The organism is Enterobacter sp. BIGb0383, from assembly GCF_003751845.1.
Classification (GTDB): domain Bacteria; phylum Pseudomonadota; class Gammaproteobacteria; order Enterobacterales; family Enterobacteriaceae; genus BIGb0383.
Genome location: NZ_RJKQ01000001.1, coordinates 1,491,353 through 1,511,796 on the forward strand (window position 1 = coordinate 1,491,353; position 20,444 = coordinate 1,511,796).

Here is a 20,444-nt window from a genome sequence, read left to right on the forward strand (position 1 = left end):
TGTGGCTTCGCTTTGTTGTATATGGATTTGCGAAGTTGGTGCCACCGCCCACAGGCCGCAAATTAAATCTCGTCAGGTGTCCGCAGATTCGTGACTGCAATACGTTCGCCGCGTTTACGCTCGCGTTCCGACTGCATATTGGCGCGGTACACGCCCTGATCGCCAACCACCCATGAAAGTGGGCGACGCTCTTTGCCGATGGATTCCTGCAGCAGCATCAGCGCCTGCATATAGGCTTCTGGACGCGGCGGGCAGCCAGGAATATAAACATCGACCGGGATAAACTTATCGACACCCTGTACAACAGAATAGATGTCGTACATGCCGCCGGAGTTGGCGCAGGCGCCCATGGAAATAACCCACTTCGGCTCCAGCATCTGGTCATACAGGCGCTGAATAACCGGGGCCATTTTGGTGAAGCAGGTACCTGCAACCACCATCAGGTCAGCCTGACGCGGCGATGCACGCAGTACCTCTGCACCAAAACGCGCAACGTCATGCACCGCAGTGAATGACGTCACCATTTCAACGTAGCAGCAGGAAAGGCCGAAGTTGTAAGGCCAGATTGAGTTTTTGCGGCCCCAGTTCACCATGTCGTGCAGGGCGTGCTCGAGCTTGCCCATATAAACGCTACGGTTAACTTCTTGCTCCAGGGGGTCGGTTACGATCTCCTGTTTTTGCAGGGGGTAACGGTCGTTCTCACCGTTAGGATCTATGCGGGTGAGCGTATAATCCATCTTATTGCCTCGCTTTTACTGCTTATAACGGTTAGTGACTGTCCGTTTCCGGGTTGATACGTTCGCGGCGTGAGCGCGCGGGCGTCCAGTCCAGAGCGCCAACGCGCACCAGATACACCAGACCAGCCAGTAGCACTAAAATGAAAATTGCGGCTTCCACAAAGCCGACCCAGCCGCTTTCACGGATAGAGACTGACCATGCGAAAAGATAAAGGGCTTCGACGTCGAAGATGACGAAGAACATAGCCACGAGGTAGAACTTCGCGGACAGGCGCAGACGCGCGGTACCGACGGAATCGATCCCCGACTCATACGGCGTCTCCTTGTGACGCGCGCGCGCGCGACCACCCAGGAACCAGGCACCGGCCAGCATCATGCAGCACAGGCCTACGGCGACAATAAGAAAGACAGCGAATGCCCAATGATGAGCGACGACTTCAGTGGATGTTGACATACGCATTGCTTAACCAAAAAGGTAGCGCTGAAACCTCTGCTCTTATTGGCAGATGAACGCCACATCGTTTCAAGGGGAGGAATAAAAAAATAACCCTACATTCTCTGCCGAAATAAGCACTTAGGCAGCTAAATGATGGGGTCTTTTACTCCTTTCTATAACCTTTTGTCAACTTTAACAAAAGTATGCTCACGTTAGTTTACATCGGCAAAATCTCATTAACATTTAATGCCATTTTGCTCGATGCTGGACAATTGATGTCCGCGTTTCCGCTGTTGAATCGTGTCCGTAGCGAGCTTTTCCGTGTATTACCCGCTTATTTTGACAGGATTTTGCGGCGATTCCTCCCCCTCTGGAGGAGTATTTTCTTGATCTGAGACACGCTTTTATTAATTCATTTAAAAACTAGCAACAAACCTTGCGCATTTTTTAACAAAACCCGAGCGCGTGGATCCCAGTCAGGAATTGATCGCGAAAACCCTGACGCATGCGTTAACTCTATGAAATTGCTTTAAATCGATGAGTAAAAAATAGACGAGAAATGGGATTTGTGCAAAAACAAACCGCAGAAAGCAAAAAGCTGTTCTGCGGTTTGTTTTTGGTAATCACATTTTGTTACCAGATAATGACGCCGATGTTACTCCAAATCCCCCTCAGCAATCAGCGAACTGCCTCCCCCCTCGGGGGTATAGTTCTTGTATTGCCAGGGGTTATGAAAATTATCCATCGCCTGGAAGATAGTCTCCGCCAGCGGATTGGTGCTGTCGGGATGGCAGCACAGCTGATAGTGGGTATCCGACAGCTGCGGCAGACCTTCAGTATTGCCGAGCACGCGCAGCTCGGGGCTCATCATCTCTACCGGCCGCGCCGTCACGCCAAGCCCCGCTTTTACCGCTGCCCGCATCGCTGACAGGGTTGAAGCCACATAGGCGAGTCGCCATGGGATCGACGCCGCATCCAGCGCGCGGAGGACCATATCGCGAAACGGGCTGGGTTCGTCCAGCAGCACCAGCGGCACCGGCTCGCCGTGCTGCAGCACAAAATCAGCAGCGCAATACCACAGCGTCGGGGAAGTACGCAGCGTCAGGCTACGGTAGTTAGCCGGGCAGTGGGTCGCCAGCAGCAGGTCGACTTCATGTTCCTTTAACATATCAACCAGCAGCGAGTTACGTTTCACCCGGATATCCAGCGCCAGCTTCGGATAGACGGAGCTAATCCGGTTAAGCAGAAACGGTAACAGCGTATCGGCAGATTCATCAGATGCGCCGATTGTTAGCACGCCCTGCAGCGTACTAAACATTAATGACGTACATGCTTCGTCATTAAAACGCAAAATTTTACGCGCATAGCCCAGCAGTTGAATACCGTGTTCTGTCAGCAACTTATTGCGTCCGTGACGGGCAAAAAGTTCTTTATCAACGAGCTGTTCCAGCCTTTGCATCTGCTGGCTCACCGCTGACTGGGTGCGACAAACGGCAACGGCCGCAGCCGCGAAAGTGTTTAAATCAGCGACTGCGACGAATGTTCTCAGCAGATCGAGGTCGAGATTCAGGATCGGACTATTAGCATTTATCATATTTTTTCACTTACAGGTCACGCTTTGCGTGCCTGCCCGAGTTTATGCTGTGCTCGAAAAATCAGGGTGTTTCCTTAACATCAGACCGCAGATACGCTAACAAACGGTCAGATTGCCTGAATGAGCGCGAGTGCGAATGAATGTCCTCCAGCGGGCTGGCCGGCAGCATTCCTTGCTATATATTTATGTTTATTTATCAACTTACGGAATATATTCAGGCAGGCGGACGCAGCCGATCCTGCTTATTATTTCCATAGTAACGATTTAACGGTCATATTTGACCTGCTGTTAGTACACAGTCCCATCAACTGATGAGGAGCATTATAAAAAACAACAAATAACAACAACTTAATTAGACGACCATTGTGTAAAACGCAGGAAAAACAGCGACATCCCTCGTTCCAGCCAGGCATTTTAACCTAAATTCATTCACTATATAAGTGCTGTTCGGAGGTCCGTCCTGCACCTTTTTGCTCAAAACGATAAGCTTATTAATTAACAATCTACTAAGAGTGCCATCAATTAATAAATAATTATGAATTAATATCAGTTTAATTCATAAACAGATCTTAACATTAACATCATCGATCGCTGTCCGTGTTCATCAACGTGTTACATCACTCTGCGGCAGGTTTCGCGGGTGCGAGGTGACCCTCACAAGACTGGCATAGCGCATCCCAATAGAGACTAAACGGCCGCTTTTAATTAGCACAAAATACAGTTCTTTTGGTAAAAATGCGATATTAACCACTATTATTAAACTTCTTTACATGAATTTAATCTCATAAAAAATAACAGCCGCAGTCTGAAACAATGTCTATGAACGAGAGGGGGTTGCAAAATCTTCTTCTGCTAACCCTTCAAAACAGACGGCAGTGGGAGTACATTGTTCGGTGCTGACTTCCGCGGCAGGGAGTGGCGTTAATAGCGAATAAGGTCAAAGGTTCATGTCCCCCATCGAAAAATCCAGCAAATTAGATAACGTCTGTTACGACATTCGCGGCCCGGTTCTCAAAGAAGCGAAACGCCTCGAAGAAGAAGGCAACAAAGTTCTTAAGCTCAATATCGGCAACCCCGCGCCTTTTGGCTTTGAGGCACCGGACGAAATTCTTGTTGATGTGATCCGTAATCTCCCGACGGCGCAGGGCTATTGCGACTCCAAAGGGCTCTATTCCGCCCGCAAAGCCATTATGCAGCACTACCAGGCCCGGGATATGCGCGATGTTACCGTTGAGGATATCTACATCGGTAACGGCGTCTCCGAACTGATCGTTCAGTCGATGCAGGCGCTGCTCAACAGCGGCGATGAAATGCTGGTCCCGGCCCCGGACTACCCGCTGTGGACCGCAGCAGTCTCTCTGTCCAGCGGCAAGGCCGTGCACTACCTGTGCGATGAATCCTCTGACTGGTTCCCGGACCTCGACGATATTCGTGCGAAGATCACGCCGCGTACCCGCGGAATTGTGATTATTAACCCGAACAACCCAACCGGCGCGGTCTACTCTAAAGAGCTGCTGTTAGAGATCGTCGAAATCGCCCGTCAGCATAACCTGATTATTTTTGCCGATGAGATCTACGATAAGATCCTCTACGACGAAGCTGAACACCACTCGATCGCCGCGCTGGCACCGGATCTGTTCACCATTACCTTTAACGGCCTGTCCAAAACCTACCGCGTTGCCGGTTTCCGTCAGGGCTGGATGGTACTCAGCGGCCCGAAAAAGCACGCGAAGAGCTATATCGAAGGCCTGGAAATGCTGGCCTCTATGCGTCTGTGTGCGAACGTTCCGGCACAGCACGCCATCCAGACCGCGCTTGGCGGGTATCAGAGTATAAGCGAGTTTATCGTTCCGGGCGGGCGTCTGTACGAGCAGCGTAACCGCGCGTGGGAACTGATTAACCAGATCCCAGGCGTCTCCTGTACGAAGCCTAAAGGCGCGCTCTATATGTTCCCGAAAATAGACGCCAAACGCTTTAACATTCACGACGACCAGAAGATGGTGCTCGATTTCCTGCTGCAGGAAAAAGTGCTGCTGGTTCAGGGAACAGCGTTTAACTGGCCGTGGCCGGACCACGTTCGTATCGTCACCCTGCCCCGCGTTGATGAGCTGGATATGGCCATCACCAAGTTTGACCGCTTCCTGTCAGGCTACCGTCAGGCTTAAGTGAAATACCCGAAATAATTCGAGTTGCAGGAAGGCGGCGACGCAGCGAATCCCCGGGAGCTTACATAAGTAAGTGACCGGGGTGAGCGAGGAAAGCCAACGCACCTGCAGCTTGAAGTATGAAGGGTATTTGCATCCGGCGATTTTCTCTGCAAAATAGCCTTATCGCTGTAATCGACTAAGGGTCACTATGAGTCAGAGCCATTTCTTTGCCCACCTTTCCCGTCTTAAGTTAATCAACCGCTGGCCGCTGATGCGCAACGTGCGTACCGAAAACGTCTCCGAGCACAGTCTGCAGGTGGCGATGGTCGCCCATGCCCTGGCGGCAATTCGTAACCGTAAATTTGGTGGCGACCTCAACGCCGAGCGCATTGCTCTGCTGGCGATGTATCACGACGCATCTGAAGTGCTGACCGGGGATCTGCCCACGCCCGTGAAGTATTTCAATACCCAGATCGCGCAGGAATATAAGGCTATCGAGAAAATCGCCCAGCAGAAGCTGGTTGAGATGGTGCCGGAAGAGCTGCAGGATATTTTTGCGCCCCTGATAGACGAGCACCAGAGCAGCGCGGAAGAGAGAGCGATTGTGAAGCAGGCGGATGCCCTGTGTGCCTATCTGAAGTGTCTGGAAGAGCTTTCTGCGGGCAATAACGAGTTCCGGCTCGCCAAAACCCGCCTCGAACGCACCCTTGAAGCGCGCCGCAGCCCGGAGATGGACTACTTTATGCAGATCTTCGTGCCGAGCTTCGAGCTGTCGCTGGATGAGATCAGCCAGGACTCTCCGCTGTAGTTTTTCCTACATGATAGATATACCCAAATAATTCGAGTTGCAGGAAGGCGGCGACGCAGCGAATCCCCAGGAGCTTACACCAGTAAGTGACTGGGGTTCGCGAGGAAAGCCAACGCTCCTGCAGCTTGAAGTATGCCGGGTATATCAGAACGGGAAAAGTACAGGGATCAGCATCACGCACACCACCATCACCAGCAGCGTAAAGGGCACGCCAATCTTCACAAAGTCGCTGAAGGTGTAGTTGCCCGGCCCCAGCACCAGCGTATTGACCGGTGAAGAGACCGGCGTCATAAACGCCGCCGAGGCCGCCATCGCCACCATCATGGCAAACGGATAAGGCGAGACGCCCATCGATTTCGCTGCCGCCAGCGCAATGGGTGCCATCAGGACCGCCGTTGCGGTGTTGGAGATAAACAGGCCGATGGTTGCGCACATTACAAACAGGCAGATCAGCATAATGTAGGGCCCTTTCCCACCGCCGACCTCCATCAGCCCCTGCACCGCCAGATCCACACCGCCGGTTTTTTGCAGCGCCAGCGCAAACGGCATCATCCCGACAATCAGAATAATGCTCGGCCAGTGAATAGAGCGCCAGGCGCTTTCCGCGTCGATACAGCGGAACTTACCCATGAGCAGGCAGGCAATAATCGCGGCGATAGGGTTCGGGATATCGTCGGTCAGCATCAGCGCCACCATCAGCACCAGACAGAAAATCGCGTGGGGTGCCTGACTGTGGGCCGGTGGCGCATCGCTTTCTTCTATTGGCATATTGAGCACCACAAAATCGCGCTCGGCCTGCGTCAGCTGGCTGATAAGCTTCCAGTTTCCGATAACCAGGAACACGTCCCCCAGGCGCAGCGGCTCATCGACGATAGAGCCATCCAGCGCCTCTCCTCCCCGCTTCAGGCCGACAACATTGAGGCCAAAGCGACGGCGGAAGCCAATTTCACGCACGCTTTTCCCGATCAGCTCCGAGTCCGGGATCAGCGTCACCTCCGCCATGCCGACATCCAGCGCCTGGTCGGAGAAATACTCCCCGCGCAGCACCATCGGCTCCAGCATCTGCTCCCCGCAGAACTGGCGCAGATCCACTTCCGCCGATGACATATCGATCAGCAGCACGTCGCGGGCGCGAAACTCCGAGACCCCGTTAACGTTAACGATAACGCGCCGAAAGCGACGCCAGCGCTCAACGCCAATAATGTTAGCGCCGTAGTTTTCACGCAGTTTAAGAGCGTCCAGGCGCTGGCCGATCAGCGGCGAGCCGGGGCGGATCGCCAGTCGTCTGGCGCGCCCGGTCAGATGATACGCTTTGATCAGATCGCGAAAGCTGCTGCGCTTCCAGCCCACGCTGGCACTGTCGGCGGTGTCACTTTTCAGTACCGAGCGCATCAGCAGCATATAAAAGATACCCAGTACCAATACCACCAGACCAATCGGGGTCACGCTGAAGAAGCCAAAACCGTCCAGCCCTTCGCGCAGCAGCTCGCTGTTGATAACCAGATTCGGCGGCGTCGCCACCAGCGTCATCATGCCGCTGATCAACCCCGCAAAGCTCAACGGCATCATCAGCCGCGAAGGGGCCGTTTTCATCCGGGCGCATACGCTGAGCACCACAGGAATAAAGATGGCCACCACCCCGGTAGAGCTCATAAACGCCCCCAGCCCGGCAACGGTGAGCATCAGATACACCAGCATTTTAACTTCGCTGTTATCGGCGACATTTACCAGCCACGCGCCCATCGTGGTCGCCACGCCGGTGCGTACCAGCCCGTCGCCAATCACAAAGAGTGCGGCGATCAATATGACGTTGGGATCGCTGAATCCGGAGAGCGCCTCCGGCAGCGTCAGCGTGCCGCTCAGCACAAAAGCGATAATAACCAGCAGCGCCACCGCATCCATGCGCACCTTACCCGTGGCGAAGAGCACCACGGCGATGGCCAACAGAGACAACACCCAAATCAGTTCATTGGTCACGTCACGTCCTTGCCAGAAATGAAAACTGAAACATTGTTGCATAAAAAAGCCCCGCTAATGCGGGGCTAAATCATGAGATCAGACCGTTGCCTCAACGACCACGTCGCCGCTGCCGTCCGGCCGCTTGTGGATCGTCAGCTGCGTCAGAGAACGCAGCGCGAAATCCACGCCCGCCAGCCGCGAGGCTTCATCGGGTGCATTGACCGCAATCATATGGCACTTCGCCGCCAGACCAGCGAGTACGCCAGCCGTCGCATCCTCAACTACCGCGCACGCCTCCGGTGCCAGCCCCAGCAGTTCGGCACCTAACAGGTAAGCGTCAGGTTCCGGCTTGCCGCGCTTCACCTGCTCCGCTGTCACAAAGACCTCGGGCAGCGGCAAACCCGCCGCCTGATGACGAGCGTGGGCAATCGGCACAGAGCCGGAGGTCACAATCGCCCAGGGGATCCCTTCCTTGTTAAGCTGATTCAGCAGCTCAACCGCACCGGGCAGCGCCACCACGCCATCGGTATCTTCAGCTTCGATTTTCTCAAGGCGCGTAAACTCAGCGGCGATCTCCTCTTCAGAGCGGCCGGGCATAAAGTGACGCAAAGAGGTAATCGCCTGCTTACCGTGGATAAAATCGAGTACCTCCTGGCGGGCGATACCAAAGCGATCGGCCCAGTTGCTCCAGGCGCGTTCAACAGCCGGAAGCGAATCCACCAGAGTACCGTCGAGATCGAACAGGAAACCTTTACACTGCACAAGCCGCTCCTTACGCGTTGATGACCTGATTAATCTCATTGCTGCTGAGGTGATACTGGCGCGGGCAGGCATGCCAGGCGCTCAGCATGCGCTGGTATTTTTCCCACATCGGGGTTTGTGCGTTAAAACCATGGGTGCCGGCATCAAAGTGAGTATAGCGCCCTTCAACATTGACCATAAAGCGCACGTAGCCGAGATAGCGGGCTTCGGTTGCGGCATCAAAGCCGAGGAAGGTGACACGACGTTCGTCAATGGACTGGGCATCTTTCAGGTTGGTCCAGGAGACGTGCAGAGCGTGATACATCTCCATAATGTCGATAATGGTGCGGCAGGTTTCTTCTTTCAGTTCACCAAACTCGCGATCCAGTTCGCGCATCTGCAAACCATAGCCACGCTCAATGATTGTCTGTAAACGACGATAGCGCTCGGCGCTGGAAGGATCGAGCATGGTCATCATTTTATACTGATTGGATAAAATCAGACGTTGGGCGTTGGTCATTTCCATTTGTGACTCCTGTATCGCACGAGGCGCTAAAAAACAAAAAGGGCATACCTATGTTATGCCCTGTTTTATCTTCGGATTCCCTGATCTATTACAAATCATCAAGGAAAGTTTTATCCAGCTGTTTAAAGGCGCGCTTAAGCGTGTCAGCCAGCGCCTGGTAGTCAGGTTTGCCTTCAACGGGTGCCAGTGCCTGTCCGGCCTCCTGTAACTTATCCCGGACGTCATAAAACCAGCTCAATATGGTCGGCGGCAACGGCGTCACCGAGCGCTTGCCCAGCCACCACAGTCCCTGCAGCGGCAGGCTCAGCGCGAACAGCGCCGTAGCAACCGCAGGCCCAAGCTGTCCACCGAGGGCGATTTGCCAGCACAGGGTAAAGACCGCGACGGGCGGCATAAAACGGATAGCATAGCGGGTGGCGCGAATAACGCGGTTTTCGACAAAAACCGGCGCAAGGCTTTTTTCCATCGGCCAGCTTTTGGCGTAATGCTGTCCCCGGCGAAACAGGCTAAAAAACGTAACCGGGCGATTCTCAGGCGTCGACATGGCGCTACCTCAACTTCACATATAAAAATTAAAAAAATTGTGCAAAACAACAACTCTGACCGTCAACGTTCAAAACATTTTGTCATCGCTACCTACAATCAGGTATCCTGTGCGGGCCTGAAAAAGGCTGAGTATAAGATCGTGTTCCCGTCAAACTTTTGCATAGTATGCCACTGGGTGGAACTTGCGCAAAAGGGGTAAAACACCATCACTTTTCTTTCATTGTGGCAAAAAACATAACTGGCCATGATGTTAATCATAAATGTCAGCGTCTTCATGCGCTACGCTGAAAGACTCACTGACTTTTTTTTAGCCACGTATCATAAATAGGTACTTCCATGTCGAGTAAGCTAGTACTGGTTCTGAACTGCGGTAGCTCATCACTGAAATTCGCCATCATCGATGCCGTGAACGGTGATGAATACATCTCTGGTTTAGCCGAATGTTTCAATCTTCCTGAAGCACGCATCAAGTGGAAAATGGACGGCGGTAAACAAGAAGCGGAATTAGGCGCCGGCGCCGCTCACAGTGAAGCGCTGAACTTCATCGTTAACACTATTCTGGCACAAAAACCAGAACTGTCTGCACAGCTGACCGCAATCGGTCACCGTATCGTGCACGGCGGCGAGAAGTATACTAAGTCCGTTATTATCGATGAAACCGTTATTCAGGGCATCAAAGATGCAGCCTCTTTCGCACCGCTGCACAACCCGGCTCACCTGATCGGTATCGCTGAAGCGCTGAAATCCTTCCCGCAGCTGAAAGACAAAAACGTGGCCGTATTCGACACCGCGTTCCATCAGACCATGCCGGAAGAGTCCTACCTGTACGCCCTGCCGTACAAACTGTACAAAGAGCACGGCGTGCGCCGCTACGGCTTCCACGGCACCAGTCACTACTATGTGACTCAGGAAGCCGCAAAAATGCTGAACAAGCCGGTTTCCGAGCTGAACATCATTACCTGCCACCTGGGCAACGGCGGTTCCGTATCCGCTATCCGTAACGGTGAGTGTGTTGATACTTCTATGGGTCTGACCCCGCTGGAAGGTCTGGTAATGGGCACCCGTACCGGTGACATCGACCCGGCGATCATCTTCTTCCTGCACGACACCCTGGGCATGAGCGTTGCTGATATCAACACCATGCTGACCAAAGAGTCCGGCCTGCAGGGTCTGACCGAAGTCACCAGCGACTGCCGTTATGTTGAAGACAACTACCAGGAAAAAGCGGACGCTAAACGTGCAATGGACGTTTACTGCCACCGCCTGGCCAAATACATCGGTTCCTACACTGCGCTGATGGAAGGCCGTCTGGACGGTATCGTCTTCACCGGTGGTATCGGTGAGAACGCTGCAATGGTGCGTGAACTCTCCCTGGGTAAACTGGGCGTTCTGGGCTTCGACGTTGATCACGAGCGTAACCTGGCTGCCCGTTTCGGCAAGTCTGGCTTCATCAACAAAGAAGGCACCACCCCGGCAGTGGTTATCCCGACCAACGAAGAACTGGTCATCGCACAAGACGCCAGCCGTCTGACCGCCTGATTTCACACCGCCAGCCAATGCTGGCGGTGCTGTTTTGTAACCCGCCTGAATCTGGCGGTAGCCAAAAGAGGATAAACCGTGTCCCGTATTATTATGCTGATCCCTACCGGAACCAGCGTCGGCCTGACCAGCGTCAGCCTCGGCGTGATCCGTGCTATGGAGCGCAAAGGCGTTCGTCTGAGCGTCTTTAAACCTATCGCCCAGCCGCGTACCGGTGGCGATACACCAGACCAGACCACCGCGATCGTGCGTGCAAACACCACGCTGCCAGCGGCTGAACCGCTGAACATGAGCCACGTTGAGTCTCTGCTCTCCAGCAACCAGAAAGACGTGCTGATGGAAGAGATCATCGCCCGTTACCACGAAAGCAGCAAAGACGCTGAAGTGGTGCTGGTTGAAGGCCTGGTCCCGACCCGTAAACACCAGTTTGCCCAGTCGCTGAACTATGAGATTGCCAAAACGCTGAACGCAGAAATCGTGTTCGTGATGTCCCAGGGTACCGATACCCAGGAACAGCTGAAAGAGCGTATTGAGCTGACCCGCAGCAGCTTCGGCGGCGCGAAAAATGCCAGCATCACCGGCGTTATCGTGAACAAACTGAACGCTCCGGTTGACGAGCAGGGCCGTACTCGCCCTGACCTGTCCGAGATCTTCGACGACTCGTCTAAAGCGAAAGTTGTTCATGTTGATGCAGCACAGCTGCAGGCCTCCAGCCCGCTGCCGGTGCTGGGCGCAGTGCCGTGGAGCTTTGACCTGATCGCCACCCGTGCGATTGATATGGCTCGCCATCTGAACGCGACCGTGATTAACGAAGGCGATATCAATACCCGCCGCGTGAAATCCGTGACCTTCTGTGCGCGCAGCATCCCGCACATGCTGGAACACTTCCGTCCGGGCTCACTGCTGGTGACCTCTGCCGACCGTCCTGACGTGCTGGTTGCCGCTTGCCTGGCCGCCATGAACGGCGTGGAAATCGGTGCGATCCTGCTGACCGGCGGTTACGAAATGGACGAGCGCATTGCCAAACTCTGCGAACGTGCTTTCGCCACCGGCCTGCCGCTGTTTATGGTTGACACCAACACCTGGCAGACCTCTCTGAGCCTGCAGAGCTTCAACCTGGAAGTCCCGGTTGACGATCACGAGCGTATCGAGAAAGTTCAGGAATACGTCGCCAGCTACATCAACGCCGACTGGATCGAGTCTCTGACCGCGACCTCCGAGCGTAGCCGTCGTCTCTCTCCGCCAGCCTTCCGCTACCAGCTCACCGAGCTGGCGCGCAAAGCGGGCAAACGCGTTGTGCTGCCGGAAGGCGACGAGCCGCGTACCGTTAAAGCCGCCGCTATCTGTGCCGCTCGCGGTATCGCGACCTGTGTGCTGCTGGGTAACCCGGATGAGATCAACCGCGTTGCTGCGGCTCAGGGCGTTGAACTGGGCGCCGGTATCGAAATCGTCGACCCGGAAGTGGTTCGCGAGAGCTATATCGCTCGTCTGGTTGAGCTGCGTAAGAGCAAAGGCATGACCGAAGCCGTTGCCCGCGAGCAGCTGGAAGACAACGTTGTGCTGGGCACGCTGATGCTTGAGCAGGACGAAGTTGACGGCCTGGTTTCCGGCGCGGTTCACACCACTGCCAACACCATCCGTCCGCCGCTGCAGCTGATCAAAACCGCACCGGGCAGCTCGCTGGTGTCTTCCGTGTTCTTCATGCTGCTGCCAGAACAGGTTTACGTTTACGGTGACTGTGCGATTAACCCGGACCCGACCGCAGAACAGCTGGCTGAGATCGCAATCCAGTCCGCCGATTCCGCTATCGCCTTCGGTATCGAACCGCGCGTGGCTATGCTCTCCTACTCTACCGGTAACTCCGGTGCAGGTAGCGACGTAGAGAAAGTTCGCGAAGCAACCCGTCTGGCGCAGGAAAAACGTCCTGACCTGATGATCGACGGCCCGCTGCAGTACGATGCGGCCGTTATGGCTGACGTAGCAAAATCCAAAGCACCGAACTCGCCGGTTGCAGGTCGCGCTACCGTGTTCATCTTCCCGGATCTGAACACCGGTAACACCACCTACAAAGCGGTACAGCGTTCTGCCGACCTGATCTCCATCGGGCCGATGCTGCAGGGTATGCGCAAGCCGGTTAACGACCTGTCCCGTGGCGCGCTGGTTGACGATATCGTCTACACCATCGCACTGACCGCGATTCAGTCGTCTCAGCAACAGCAGTAATTGCTGTCGGCTGTAGAATGAAGCCCCTTCACAGGGGCTTTTTTTATGGGGTTAGCTCAGCGTGAAGACCGCACCACGAGGTACAAAAGGCAGACTACGCCCCTGAGGCAGAAGCCATGCGTGTTCCATCGACACCAGCACTTTATCTTCGCAGTAGCCGTCGGTGATGATTAAGACCGGCCCGTTACGCGGGAAATCCCCCTTCAGCGCCAGCTGATTCAGCAGCTCGACGCCCGGCTGCAAAATCGTGCCGCCGCGTCCCTGCAGCGTGAAATTATCCAGCAACTGCTCCGGCATCACCCAGCCGCGATCGTAGGCTTTCGCATCGCAGCAGATAAAGCGCACGGCAAACACCTCTCTGGCAAGGGAATAGCTGGCAATAGCGCCCAGTGCTTTCCCGAGCAGGTGCGGATCCATTGAACCGGACGTATCCAGAATGACGCCGAATACCCGGGAGCTGCGCTCCTCTTCGGGCGGTTTTATCGTTGCCGGACGCGGAATATCGGGCGTTGCGCTCTGCCGACGAGAAGGCCGGGCCCAGGAGCGGCGCATTTCTGGCAGCGGGAAGTGCTCATCGAACCATTCGGCCAGACGCACGTCCCAGGGAACCGGTGGCTGCGCCAGGCTGCGGATCTCCTCAATCAGCCCCGCCGGAAGCGTGCCACGCCCGGTGCCGTACAGGCATCGGTCCATTCCCTGATACAGCGCCCGCCGACAGTACGCCTCGGCATCGGTAAAGCCCGCGTCGCTGTCGGTGCCGATAATATCCCCGCCCGCCCGGCCGCGCAGGGTAATCAGCTTGCGCGCCTGCCGCATATTCTGCGCCAGGCTATCGTAGATCTCCTCCGCCGACATCCCGGAGAATTTGGCATCGTACAGCATGCCAATGGAGGGCGGTGTCCCAATCTGCATCTCCACCAGCCAGTCGTTAATAATAAAATCGCAGGCTACGTTCCACAGTTCGGCATCCCGGCCCCGACGACGGGACGCGTGATTCAACCCGGCGTGTAGCAGCTCATGGGCGAAAACAAAGATCATCTCCGGCATTTTCAGCCCGGCCTGCGGGTTGATCCAGATTTTACCGATCCCGACGTCAATCGCGGCCACGGCGATATCGTACTGGCTACAGAGCTGGGCGTTCTCTTCGATATCAAAACTGGCCGCCAGCGCGCCCAGCAGCGGGTAGCTGGTCATAATTTGCCGACGGGCTTTTTGTGCCAGCGTCAGCTTAAAGCCTTCCGGGGTGGCGGATTCGTAACCGCCCACCTTCTCAAGCGCGAGGCTGACGCTGTTGCTCAGACCATCGGCCAGCAGGGTTTTCCAGTCGGTCGTGTGCTGGCGATACCTCTCAACCTGGTTAACATGAAAGCCGCTTTCCGCCCCACCGCAGTAGCGGGAATGCCACTGCCAGAGCAGCTCAGATACCCCTTCCGCGCTGAGCTGGCGGAATATCGCCTCGGGATCGCCCGGACCTTCGAGGAAGGGAAAGGACTGTAGCTCATCGGGCAGAGGGCCGATTTTCAGCTCCTCACAAAAACGCACCATCGCCAGCAGGACCGACAGCTGCCGTACCGTCGGCGCCTGCGCATCGATCAACCCGAATCCCAGCGCCGACAGCGCCTGGGCAATCATCCTCGCCCACTGCTCCGGGGTGGCATGACGCTTTGCGTTTAGCCACAGGTAGCCGTCGTTGCCGATGGAGAGCCAGCTTTTCGACGAAAGGCGATCGTGATTGTGGTCGATTCGCTCGTAAACGTGGGACCACATCGGGGCAAACAGCGGGTGCTGACGGATAATGGCGATCCCTGCCTGGCAGGCTTCCAGCGCCGGATTACGACCGGGTTTCCTCATGCGCGGTTGGCCAGGCGCGGCAGGTCACGCGCCACCTCAAGCAGGAACCACGCGGGCAGCTTACGGCCGTGATCGTCCTCGCTCATTACCGACTGGGCAATTTCAACGCTGATACGCGCCAGGGTTTTCAGGCAGTCTTTTGCCTGCAGCGCCATACGCTTGTGCTCCGCACGCAGTGATTGCTCATCGGCAGGCAGCTCTTTATAAATCCAGGTACGGAATGACTGGGCCAGGAAGTAAAGCACGTCGCGGTCGGCGGGATCGTCTGGCCACGCCGCATCGCCTTTAAGAATGGCGGTCACGGTATGCTTCTGGCGGATCTGCTTAACAAAGCCTTTAAAGCTGCCCGCGTGGGCAGGAGAGAGCAGGCCATAAATCAACGCTTCCAGCATCTCATCGGGGATATTCTCGCCAAATGAGAGCAGCGCATCTGACAGCATGTGCCAGCTGCGCGGCGTGGAGAAAGGCTCTTCATGCTTGGGCGGCTCATTCCACAGCTGGTCAGGGCGCATCTGGATATACTCCACCACCCAGGGATGGATCCCGGCCTGGTTGATAGCCCAGTGCAGCCACTGGCGGTGATCCGCCCGCAGATGGATATGCACCATGCGGTTAATCAGCGCGGAAGGCATCGGCTTCACTATCGCCGCGTCTTTCGCCCGGTTACCCGCACCAATCACTATCGTCCCTTCCGGCAGGCGGTACTCGCCGACACGCTTTTCCAGGATCAGGGAGTAGAAGGCTTTCTGGATCTCATGGGAGGAGGCATTAAGCTCATCGAGGAACAGGACGAACGGCTGCTTGCGTACGATACTGGCGGGAGGGAAAAAGCGGGAGCACTCGCCGTCAATCTGCGGGATCCCCAGTAAATCTTCCGGCGCAAGCTGGCTTCCCAGCAGCGACACGCACTCCATACCCACTTCTTCGGCGAAGCGCTGGACTAGCGCGCTTTTGCCGATCCCCGGCGCGCCCCACATAAAGACCGGTCGCGTGGTGGCAACGTTTAATAAAAACTCGAAGCTTTGATCGGGTGTTAACTGAATAGCTGAAAGCATGCAGGCATTCCTTTTTCGCATTGCTCAAATAAATCGCAACGTTGCAGACTACCACAAATCATTTTTGGTAAAACCCGCGATTTCTTATAGTGCGGCCGACCTCCCTGTCGGCATGAAAACCTTACAGCAGCTCCCGCGCCGCCTTCACAATCTCGTCCGCCGTCAGGCCATACTCCTGCTGGAGGAAGTCCTGGGTGCCGACCTGGCCGTAGCGCTCCTTCACGCCGACGCGGCGCATCGGCACCGGGCAGGTTTCCACCAGCACCTCCGCTACCGCCGAGCCCAGGCCGTTGTGAATGCTGTGATTCTCGCAGGTGACGATGCGCCCGGTTTTCTCGGCGTAGTTGGTTACCAGCATCCGGTCGATAGGCTTAAGGGTAAACATATCGATGACCGCCGCGCTGATACCTTCGCGCGCCAGGCGACGCGCCGCCTCCAGCGCTTCTGCGACCATAATACCGTTGGCGATCAGCGTAATGTCCTCCCCTTCGCGCAGGACGTTGCCTTTGCCAATGGTAAAGGTCGAGCCGGGCTGATAGACGGTCGCCGCCTGTTTGCGGATGGTGCGGATCCAGTAGAAGCCTTCGAGGGTCATCATCTGACGCAGAATATCCTCAAACATCACCGCATCCGTCACTTCCAGCACCACCGAGTGGGCCAGGCCGCGCACGATGCCCATATCTTCAAACGACATATGGGTGCCGCCGTTATGGCAGGCCGTGACGCCCGCATCGGAGGCGATAATTTTGACGTTGTTACGCTGATAGTCGAGGGACATAAACAGCTGGTCAAAGCAGCGACGGCTGGCAAAGGCGGTAAAGGTATGCACAAACGGCTTGCGGCCGGTGAGCGACAGCCCTGCGGCGGTGCCAATCACGTTGGCTTCCATAATCCCGCAGTTTATCACCGATTCCGGGTATTGGCGCTGGACCCCGTCCATTGCCATCGAGCTCATCAGATCCGCTTCGAGGGCGATAATCTCGCTTCCGGCGTCAATCTGCTGCGCCACAAAACCGGCGTAGACCTTACGCATTTCGACGGCGTCTTTATCTCCGGCAGGTGCAACGTTAATCATAGGCGGCCTCCAGCTGGCGGATAGTCTCATTAAGGGCCTGAGTCATCTCATCGGTCAGACGCAGGTGGTGTGAGTTGCTTAAATTTTCCAGGTACGGCACGCCCTGCCCTTTGATACTGTCGAGGATCACCAGCTTAGGCCGGGCCTGGGCATCGGTGACCGGGGCAGACGCCGCCAGCAGCGCGGCAATATCGTCCCCCTTGACCGTGACGACATCGAACCCGAAGGCGCGGAATTTCCCCTCCAGGTCGAAGGCGCAGATGATCTCATCCAGCTCGCCGTCGAGCTGCTGCTTGTTCCAGTCAACGTAGAGGGTCAGGTTATTCAGCCGGTGGTGGGCGATAAACTGGAAGGCTTCCCAGCACTGGCCCTCGTTCAGCTCGCCGTCGCCGACGATGCAGAAGACCCGGTTCGGCCGCCCGGCCAGCTTATGGGACAACGCCATCCCACCCGCGATGGAGATCCCCTGGCCCAGCGAGCCGGTGGTAGCATCGACGCCGCGGGTTTTCAGCCTGTCCGGATGGCTTGGCAGGCGGGTGCCGTTCTGGTTCAGGGTGGCAAGTTCCTCTACCGGGAAATAGCCTTTCAGGGCGAGAATACTGTACAGCGCCGGACCCGCATGGCCCTTCGACAGGACAAAATTGTCGCGCTGCGGCCAGTCCGGATCTGCCGGGTCGATCCGCATCACCTCTCCGTACAGCACCGCCAGGGTTTCCACCACCGACATACTGCCGCCGTAGTGGCCGAAGCCCAGGCCTGTGAGCGATTTCAGGGTGGCGACGCGAATATCCCGCGCCAGCCGTGAGAGTTCGTCGAGTGTAGTCATGATTTCGCCCCGTTATTTTCCCGAGAGTCACCGCCGGTGGTTTTGGTTTTTACCATCAGATTCCAGGCCACCAGCAGCGCGAACAGCCCCACCATCAGCCCGGTAATCGCCATCGGCGAGAGATAGCGGGCCAGGTTGCCCAGCACGATACCGATCATGCCGAAGTCAGCATCGGAGAAGGTGGTGTTGGCGAAGCCAATCGCACCCAGCACCGGCAGCAGCAGGACCGGCAGGAAGGTGATCAGCAGCCCGTTGGCGAAAGCTCCCAGCATCGCGCCGCGACGCCCGCCGGTAGCGTTGCCGAAGACACCGGCGGTTGCGCCGGTAAAGAAGTGCGGAACCACGCCCGGGAGGATCAGCACCAGGCTCATCTGGCCCAGCAGGAACAGACCGACCAGGCCGCCGAGGAAGCTGAACAGGAAGCCAATCAGCACCGCGTTAGGGGCATAGGGATAGACCACCGGGCAGTCGAGCGCCGGGCGCGCATTGGGGACCAGTTTTTCCGAGAAGCCGGTAAAGGCCGGGACGATTTCCGCCAGAATCAGACGCACGCCCTGCAGGATAATAAACACGCCTGCGGCGAAGGTAATGGCCATGATAATGGCGTAGACCAGGTAGTTCTGCCCGCCGCTAAAGGTGCTTTCCACATACTCACTGCCCGCGCTCACCGCCATGATCAGATAGATAATCATCATGGTCAGGGAGATAGAGATGGAGCTGTCGCGCAGGAAGCTTAAGTTCTTCGGCAGGTTCATCTCTTCCGTTGAGCGCGACCCTTTCCCGCAGACGCTGCCAATCCAGCCGGCGAGCACGTAGCCGAGGGTGCCGAAGTGGCCAAAGGCGATATCGTCATTGCCGGTAATGCGCTTCATATAGCGCTGGGCCAGCGCCGGGAAGAAGGCCATCACCAGGCCGAGGATCAGCGAGCCGGTAAAGACCAGGCCTATGCCCTCAAAGCCCGCTACCGTCAGGATCACGCCAATCATACAGGCCATATAGAAGGTGTGATGCCCGGTAAGGAAGATGTACTTCAGGCGCGTAAAGCGGGCCACAACGATGTTCGCCACCATCCCGAAGGCCATAATCAGCGCCGTTGCCGCACCGTATTTTTCCAGCGCGATGGAAACGATAGCCTCGTTATTGGGAATAATGCCCTGGATACTAAAAGCGTGTTCAAACATGCCGCCCAGCGGATTAAGCGAACCGACCAGCACGGTCGCGCCGCCGCCGAGAACAATAAAGCCCAGAATGGTTTTAACGGTTCCCTTAACGACATCAGAAAAAGATTTCTTCTGCGCCACCAGGCCAATAAGTGCAATTAACCCGACCAGCACCGAAGGCACTTTTAATATATCGACGATAAAATTCAGCGTTTCGAGAATAAACATATTCACCTCGCTTAATTGCGTGGTTAACGATTAGCAAAGAAAGCAACCAGCTTCGCTTCCAGCTCGTTAATATCAATAATGTTATTAATCACCACCAGCTGCGATTCCGGCACTCCGGCGCTGGCGGCAATATCCTTTGCCATCACGAAGAGGTCGGCCGCGCCCGGCGTGGCCGATGAGAGATCGGAGTGTTCGACTTCCGCCTCAATATTCAGTTTTTTGAGAACCTTTTTAATATTCATCTCGACCATAAAACTGCTGCCCAGTCCTGAGCCGCAGATCGCCATAATTTTCATTGTGGTCACCTTTATTTTAGGTAGAAGAAGACAGCATCACGCAGCGGTCATCGCCGCGGAATGTATTAACAACGCGTAAAAATCAGAACCGCTGAATAATTTCTTTTATTTCCTGAACGGTGGTGGCCTGGTGTAATTCCGCCATATCGTTTTCGCTGACAAATAATTTCGCCAGGGCGGCGATGGTATCGATATGCCCATGCTTATCCGGCGCCGCCAGCATAATAATCACGTCGACCGGATCGCCCTCCTCGCTGCCAAACGCCACGCCGTCGCGCAGCTTTAGCAGCGACAGCCCGATCCCTTTCGCCCCGTCTTCCGGGCGCGCATGCGGCATCGCCAGGCCGGGGGCCAGGACGTAGTACGGGCCGAGCTGCTGGTGCTGGCGCACAATCGCCGTCACGTATTCCGGGGTAATCACGCCGGCCTCCAGCAGCGGTACAGCGCAGAGGTCCAGCGCCTGCTGCCAGTTTTCCACCGATTCCCTGCACTGAATGGTTGCATCATATATCCATCGTTCAAGCACGATCTTGCCCTCGATTCAGGTAAAAACTGAGCAAACTTTATGCGGTGAATAAATTGTTATCCGTGATAACACTCACAAAGATAGCGCTATCAATGAGGAGGATTCGAAATTGTGATAGCGCTATCAATTTCAATGTAACGGCGGAATTCACATCAAAACCAGGGAGTTCAG

17 protein-coding genes and 1 pseudogene are annotated in these 20,444 nt (G+C 55.8%); 4 read left to right on the plus strand and 14 right to left on the minus strand.

The window, feature by feature from the left end; translation table 11 throughout:
• Nucleotides 1-62: 62 nt before the first annotated feature.
• The 3 genes and pseudogenes from nuoB to lrhA all read right to left on the minus strand — a co-directional run bounded on the left by nuoB (nt 63) and on the right by lrhA (nt 2,767).
• Nucleotides 63-737, minus strand: coding sequence for an NADH-quinone oxidoreductase subunit NuoB (nuoB, locus tag EDF81_RS07025; protein ID WP_123347366.1), 675 nt, complete (start codon nt 735-737; stop codon nt 63-65).
• Between the two features lie 15 nt (nt 738-752).
• Nucleotides 753-1,197: pseudogene (gene nuoA / locus EDF81_RS07030) on the minus strand (NADH-quinone oxidoreductase subunit NuoA).
• 631 nt (nt 1,198-1,828) lie between these two features.
• Nucleotides 1,829-2,767: a transcriptional regulator LrhA gene (gene lrhA, locus EDF81_RS07040; RefSeq protein ID WP_123347368.1), complete on the minus strand. Its 939-nt coding sequence runs from the start codon at nt 2,765-2,767 to the stop codon at nt 1,829-1,831.
• Nucleotides 2,768-3,714: 947 nt separating this feature from the next.
• On the opposite strand from lrhA, the gene alaA reads away from it, so the two are divergent.
• Complete coding sequence (alaA, locus tag EDF81_RS07045; protein WP_123347369.1) at nt 3,715-4,932, plus strand: alanine transaminase AlaA; 1,218 nt, start codon at nt 3,715-3,717, stop codon at nt 4,930-4,932.
• A gap of 190 nt (nt 4,933-5,122) precedes the next feature.
• Nucleotides 5,123-5,722 (plus strand): 5'-deoxynucleotidase, encoded by a 600-nt coding sequence (gene yfbR, locus EDF81_RS07055; RefSeq protein ID WP_123347370.1) that lies wholly within the window; start codon nt 5,123-5,125, stop codon nt 5,720-5,722.
• 144 nt (nt 5,723-5,866) lie between these two features.
• Here the strand turns inward: yfbR and EDF81_RS07065 are convergent, their stop codons facing one another.
• The 4 genes from EDF81_RS07065 to yfbV form a co-directional block, all read right to left on the minus strand.
• A complete protein-coding gene (locus EDF81_RS07065) occupies nt 5,867-7,699 on the minus strand; it encodes an SLC13 family permease (RefSeq protein WP_123347371.1) in 1,833 nt (610 codons plus the stop codon).
• Between the two features lie 78 nt (nt 7,700-7,777).
• The gene (locus EDF81_RS07070) at nt 7,778-8,482 is read right to left on the minus strand and encodes a sugar phosphatase (RefSeq protein WP_123347372.1); all 705 of its coding nucleotides are present in this window, start codon (nt 8,480-8,482) and stop codon (nt 7,778-7,780) included.
• Nucleotides 8,454-8,948, minus strand: coding sequence for a YfbU family protein (locus EDF81_RS07075; protein WP_123347373.1), 495 nt, complete (start codon nt 8,946-8,948; stop codon nt 8,454-8,456). The genes EDF81_RS07070 and EDF81_RS07075 overlap by 29 nt, the downstream gene beginning before the upstream one ends.
• Before the next feature lie 88 nt (nt 8,949-9,036).
• The gene (gene yfbV / locus EDF81_RS07080) at nt 9,037-9,492 is read right to left on the minus strand and encodes a terminus macrodomain insulation protein YfbV (protein ID WP_123347374.1); all 456 of its coding nucleotides are present in this window, start codon (nt 9,490-9,492) and stop codon (nt 9,037-9,039) included.
• Between the two features lie 338 nt (nt 9,493-9,830).
• Here yfbV and ackA point away from each other — a divergent pair, with 338 nt between their 5' ends.
• Together ackA and pta are read left to right on the plus strand one after the other, a co-directional pair.
• A complete protein-coding gene (gene ackA / locus EDF81_RS07090; protein ID WP_123347375.1) occupies nt 9,831-11,033 on the plus strand; it encodes an acetate kinase in 1,203 nt (400 codons plus the stop codon).
• Nucleotides 11,034-11,111: 78 nt separating this feature from the next.
• Nucleotides 11,112-13,256, plus strand: a complete 2,145-nt coding sequence (pta, locus tag EDF81_RS07095; protein ID WP_123347376.1) for a phosphate acetyltransferase — start codon at nt 11,112-11,114, stop codon at nt 13,254-13,256.
• A gap of 51 nt (nt 13,257-13,307) precedes the next feature.
• On the opposite strand, the gene EDF81_RS07100 is transcribed toward pta, so the two are convergent.
• From EDF81_RS07100 to EDF81_RS07130, 7 genes are all read right to left on the minus strand, one after another.
• Nucleotides 13,308-15,107 (minus strand): DUF2201 family putative metallopeptidase, encoded by a 1,800-nt coding sequence (locus tag EDF81_RS07100; protein WP_123347377.1) that lies wholly within the window; start codon nt 15,105-15,107, stop codon nt 13,308-13,310.
• Nucleotides 15,104-16,162 carry an AAA family ATPase gene (locus EDF81_RS07105; RefSeq protein WP_123347378.1) on the minus strand — a complete coding sequence of 353 codons (1,059 nt, stop codon included), beginning with the start codon at nt 16,160-16,162 and terminating at the stop codon, nt 15,104-15,106. Before EDF81_RS07105 ends, EDF81_RS07100 begins: the two co-directional genes overlap by 4 nt.
• A gap of 121 nt (nt 16,163-16,283) precedes the next feature.
• Nucleotides 16,284-17,237, minus strand: a complete 954-nt coding sequence (locus EDF81_RS07110; RefSeq protein ID WP_123347379.1) for a transketolase family protein — start codon at nt 17,235-17,237, stop codon at nt 16,284-16,286.
• Nucleotides 17,230-18,063 carry a transketolase gene (locus tag EDF81_RS07115; RefSeq protein ID WP_123347380.1) on the minus strand — a complete coding sequence of 278 codons (834 nt, stop codon included), beginning with the start codon at nt 18,061-18,063 and terminating at the stop codon, nt 17,230-17,232. The genes EDF81_RS07110 and EDF81_RS07115 overlap by 8 nt, the downstream gene beginning before the upstream one ends.
• Complete coding sequence (locus tag EDF81_RS07120) at nt 18,060-19,451, minus strand: PTS ascorbate transporter subunit IIC (protein ID WP_123347381.1); 1,392 nt, start codon at nt 19,449-19,451, stop codon at nt 18,060-18,062. Before EDF81_RS07120 ends, EDF81_RS07115 begins: the two co-directional genes overlap by 4 nt.
• A gap of 23 nt (nt 19,452-19,474) precedes the next feature.
• Nucleotides 19,475-19,747 carry a PTS sugar transporter subunit IIB gene (locus tag EDF81_RS07125; RefSeq protein WP_123347382.1) on the minus strand — a complete coding sequence of 91 codons (273 nt, stop codon included), beginning with the start codon at nt 19,745-19,747 and terminating at the stop codon, nt 19,475-19,477.
• An 82-nt stretch (nt 19,748-19,829) separates the two neighbouring features.
• On the minus strand, nt 19,830-20,273 hold the full coding sequence (locus tag EDF81_RS07130; protein ID WP_123347383.1) for a PTS sugar transporter subunit IIA: 444 nt from the start codon (nt 20,271-20,273) through the stop codon (nt 19,830-19,832).
• Nucleotides 20,274-20,444: the final 171 nt, after the last annotated feature.

Bases quoted from the DNA above. Each gene is read 5' to 3' on its own strand.
- EDF81_RS07070 (WP_123347372.1), bottom strand. From the start codon at position 8,482: ATGAGATTAATCAGGTCATCAACGCGTAAGGAGCGGCTTGTGCAGTGT.
- nuoB (WP_123347366.1), bottom strand. From the start codon at position 737: ATGGATTATACGCTCACCCGCATAGATCCTAACGGTGAGAACGACCGT.
- ackA (WP_123347375.1), top strand. From the start codon at position 9,831: ATGTCGAGTAAGCTAGTACTGGTTCTGAACTGCGGTAGCTCATCACTG.
- EDF81_RS07075 (WP_123347373.1), bottom strand. From the start codon at position 8,948: ATGGAAATGACCAACGCCCAACGTCTGATTTTATCCAATCAGTATAAA.
- lrhA (WP_123347368.1), bottom strand. From the start codon at position 2,767: ATGATAAATGCTAATAGTCCGATCCTGAATCTCGACCTCGATCTGCTG.
- EDF81_RS07105 (WP_123347378.1), bottom strand. From the start codon at position 16,162: ATGCTTTCAGCTATTCAGTTAACACCCGATCAAAGCTTCGAGTTTTTA.
- alaA (WP_123347369.1), top strand. From the start codon at position 3,715: ATGTCCCCCATCGAAAAATCCAGCAAATTAGATAACGTCTGTTACGAC.
- EDF81_RS07110 (WP_123347379.1), bottom strand. From the start codon at position 17,237: ATGATTAACGTTGCACCTGCCGGAGATAAAGACGCCGTCGAAATGCGT.
- EDF81_RS07115 (WP_123347380.1), bottom strand. From the start codon at position 18,063: ATGACTACACTCGACGAACTCTCACGGCTGGCGCGGGATATTCGCGTC.
- EDF81_RS07125 (WP_123347382.1), bottom strand. From the start codon at position 19,747: ATGAAAATTATGGCGATCTGCGGCTCAGGACTGGGCAGCAGTTTTATG.
- EDF81_RS07120 (WP_123347381.1), bottom strand. From the start codon at position 19,451: ATGTTTATTCTCGAAACGCTGAATTTTATCGTCGATATATTAAAAGTG.
- yfbR (WP_123347370.1), top strand. From the start codon at position 5,123: ATGAGTCAGAGCCATTTCTTTGCCCACCTTTCCCGTCTTAAGTTAATC.
- yfbV (WP_123347374.1), bottom strand. From the start codon at position 9,492: ATGTCGACGCCTGAGAATCGCCCGGTTACGTTTTTTAGCCTGTTTCGC.
- EDF81_RS07100 (WP_123347377.1), bottom strand. From the start codon at position 15,107: ATGAGGAAACCCGGTCGTAATCCGGCGCTGGAAGCCTGCCAGGCAGGG.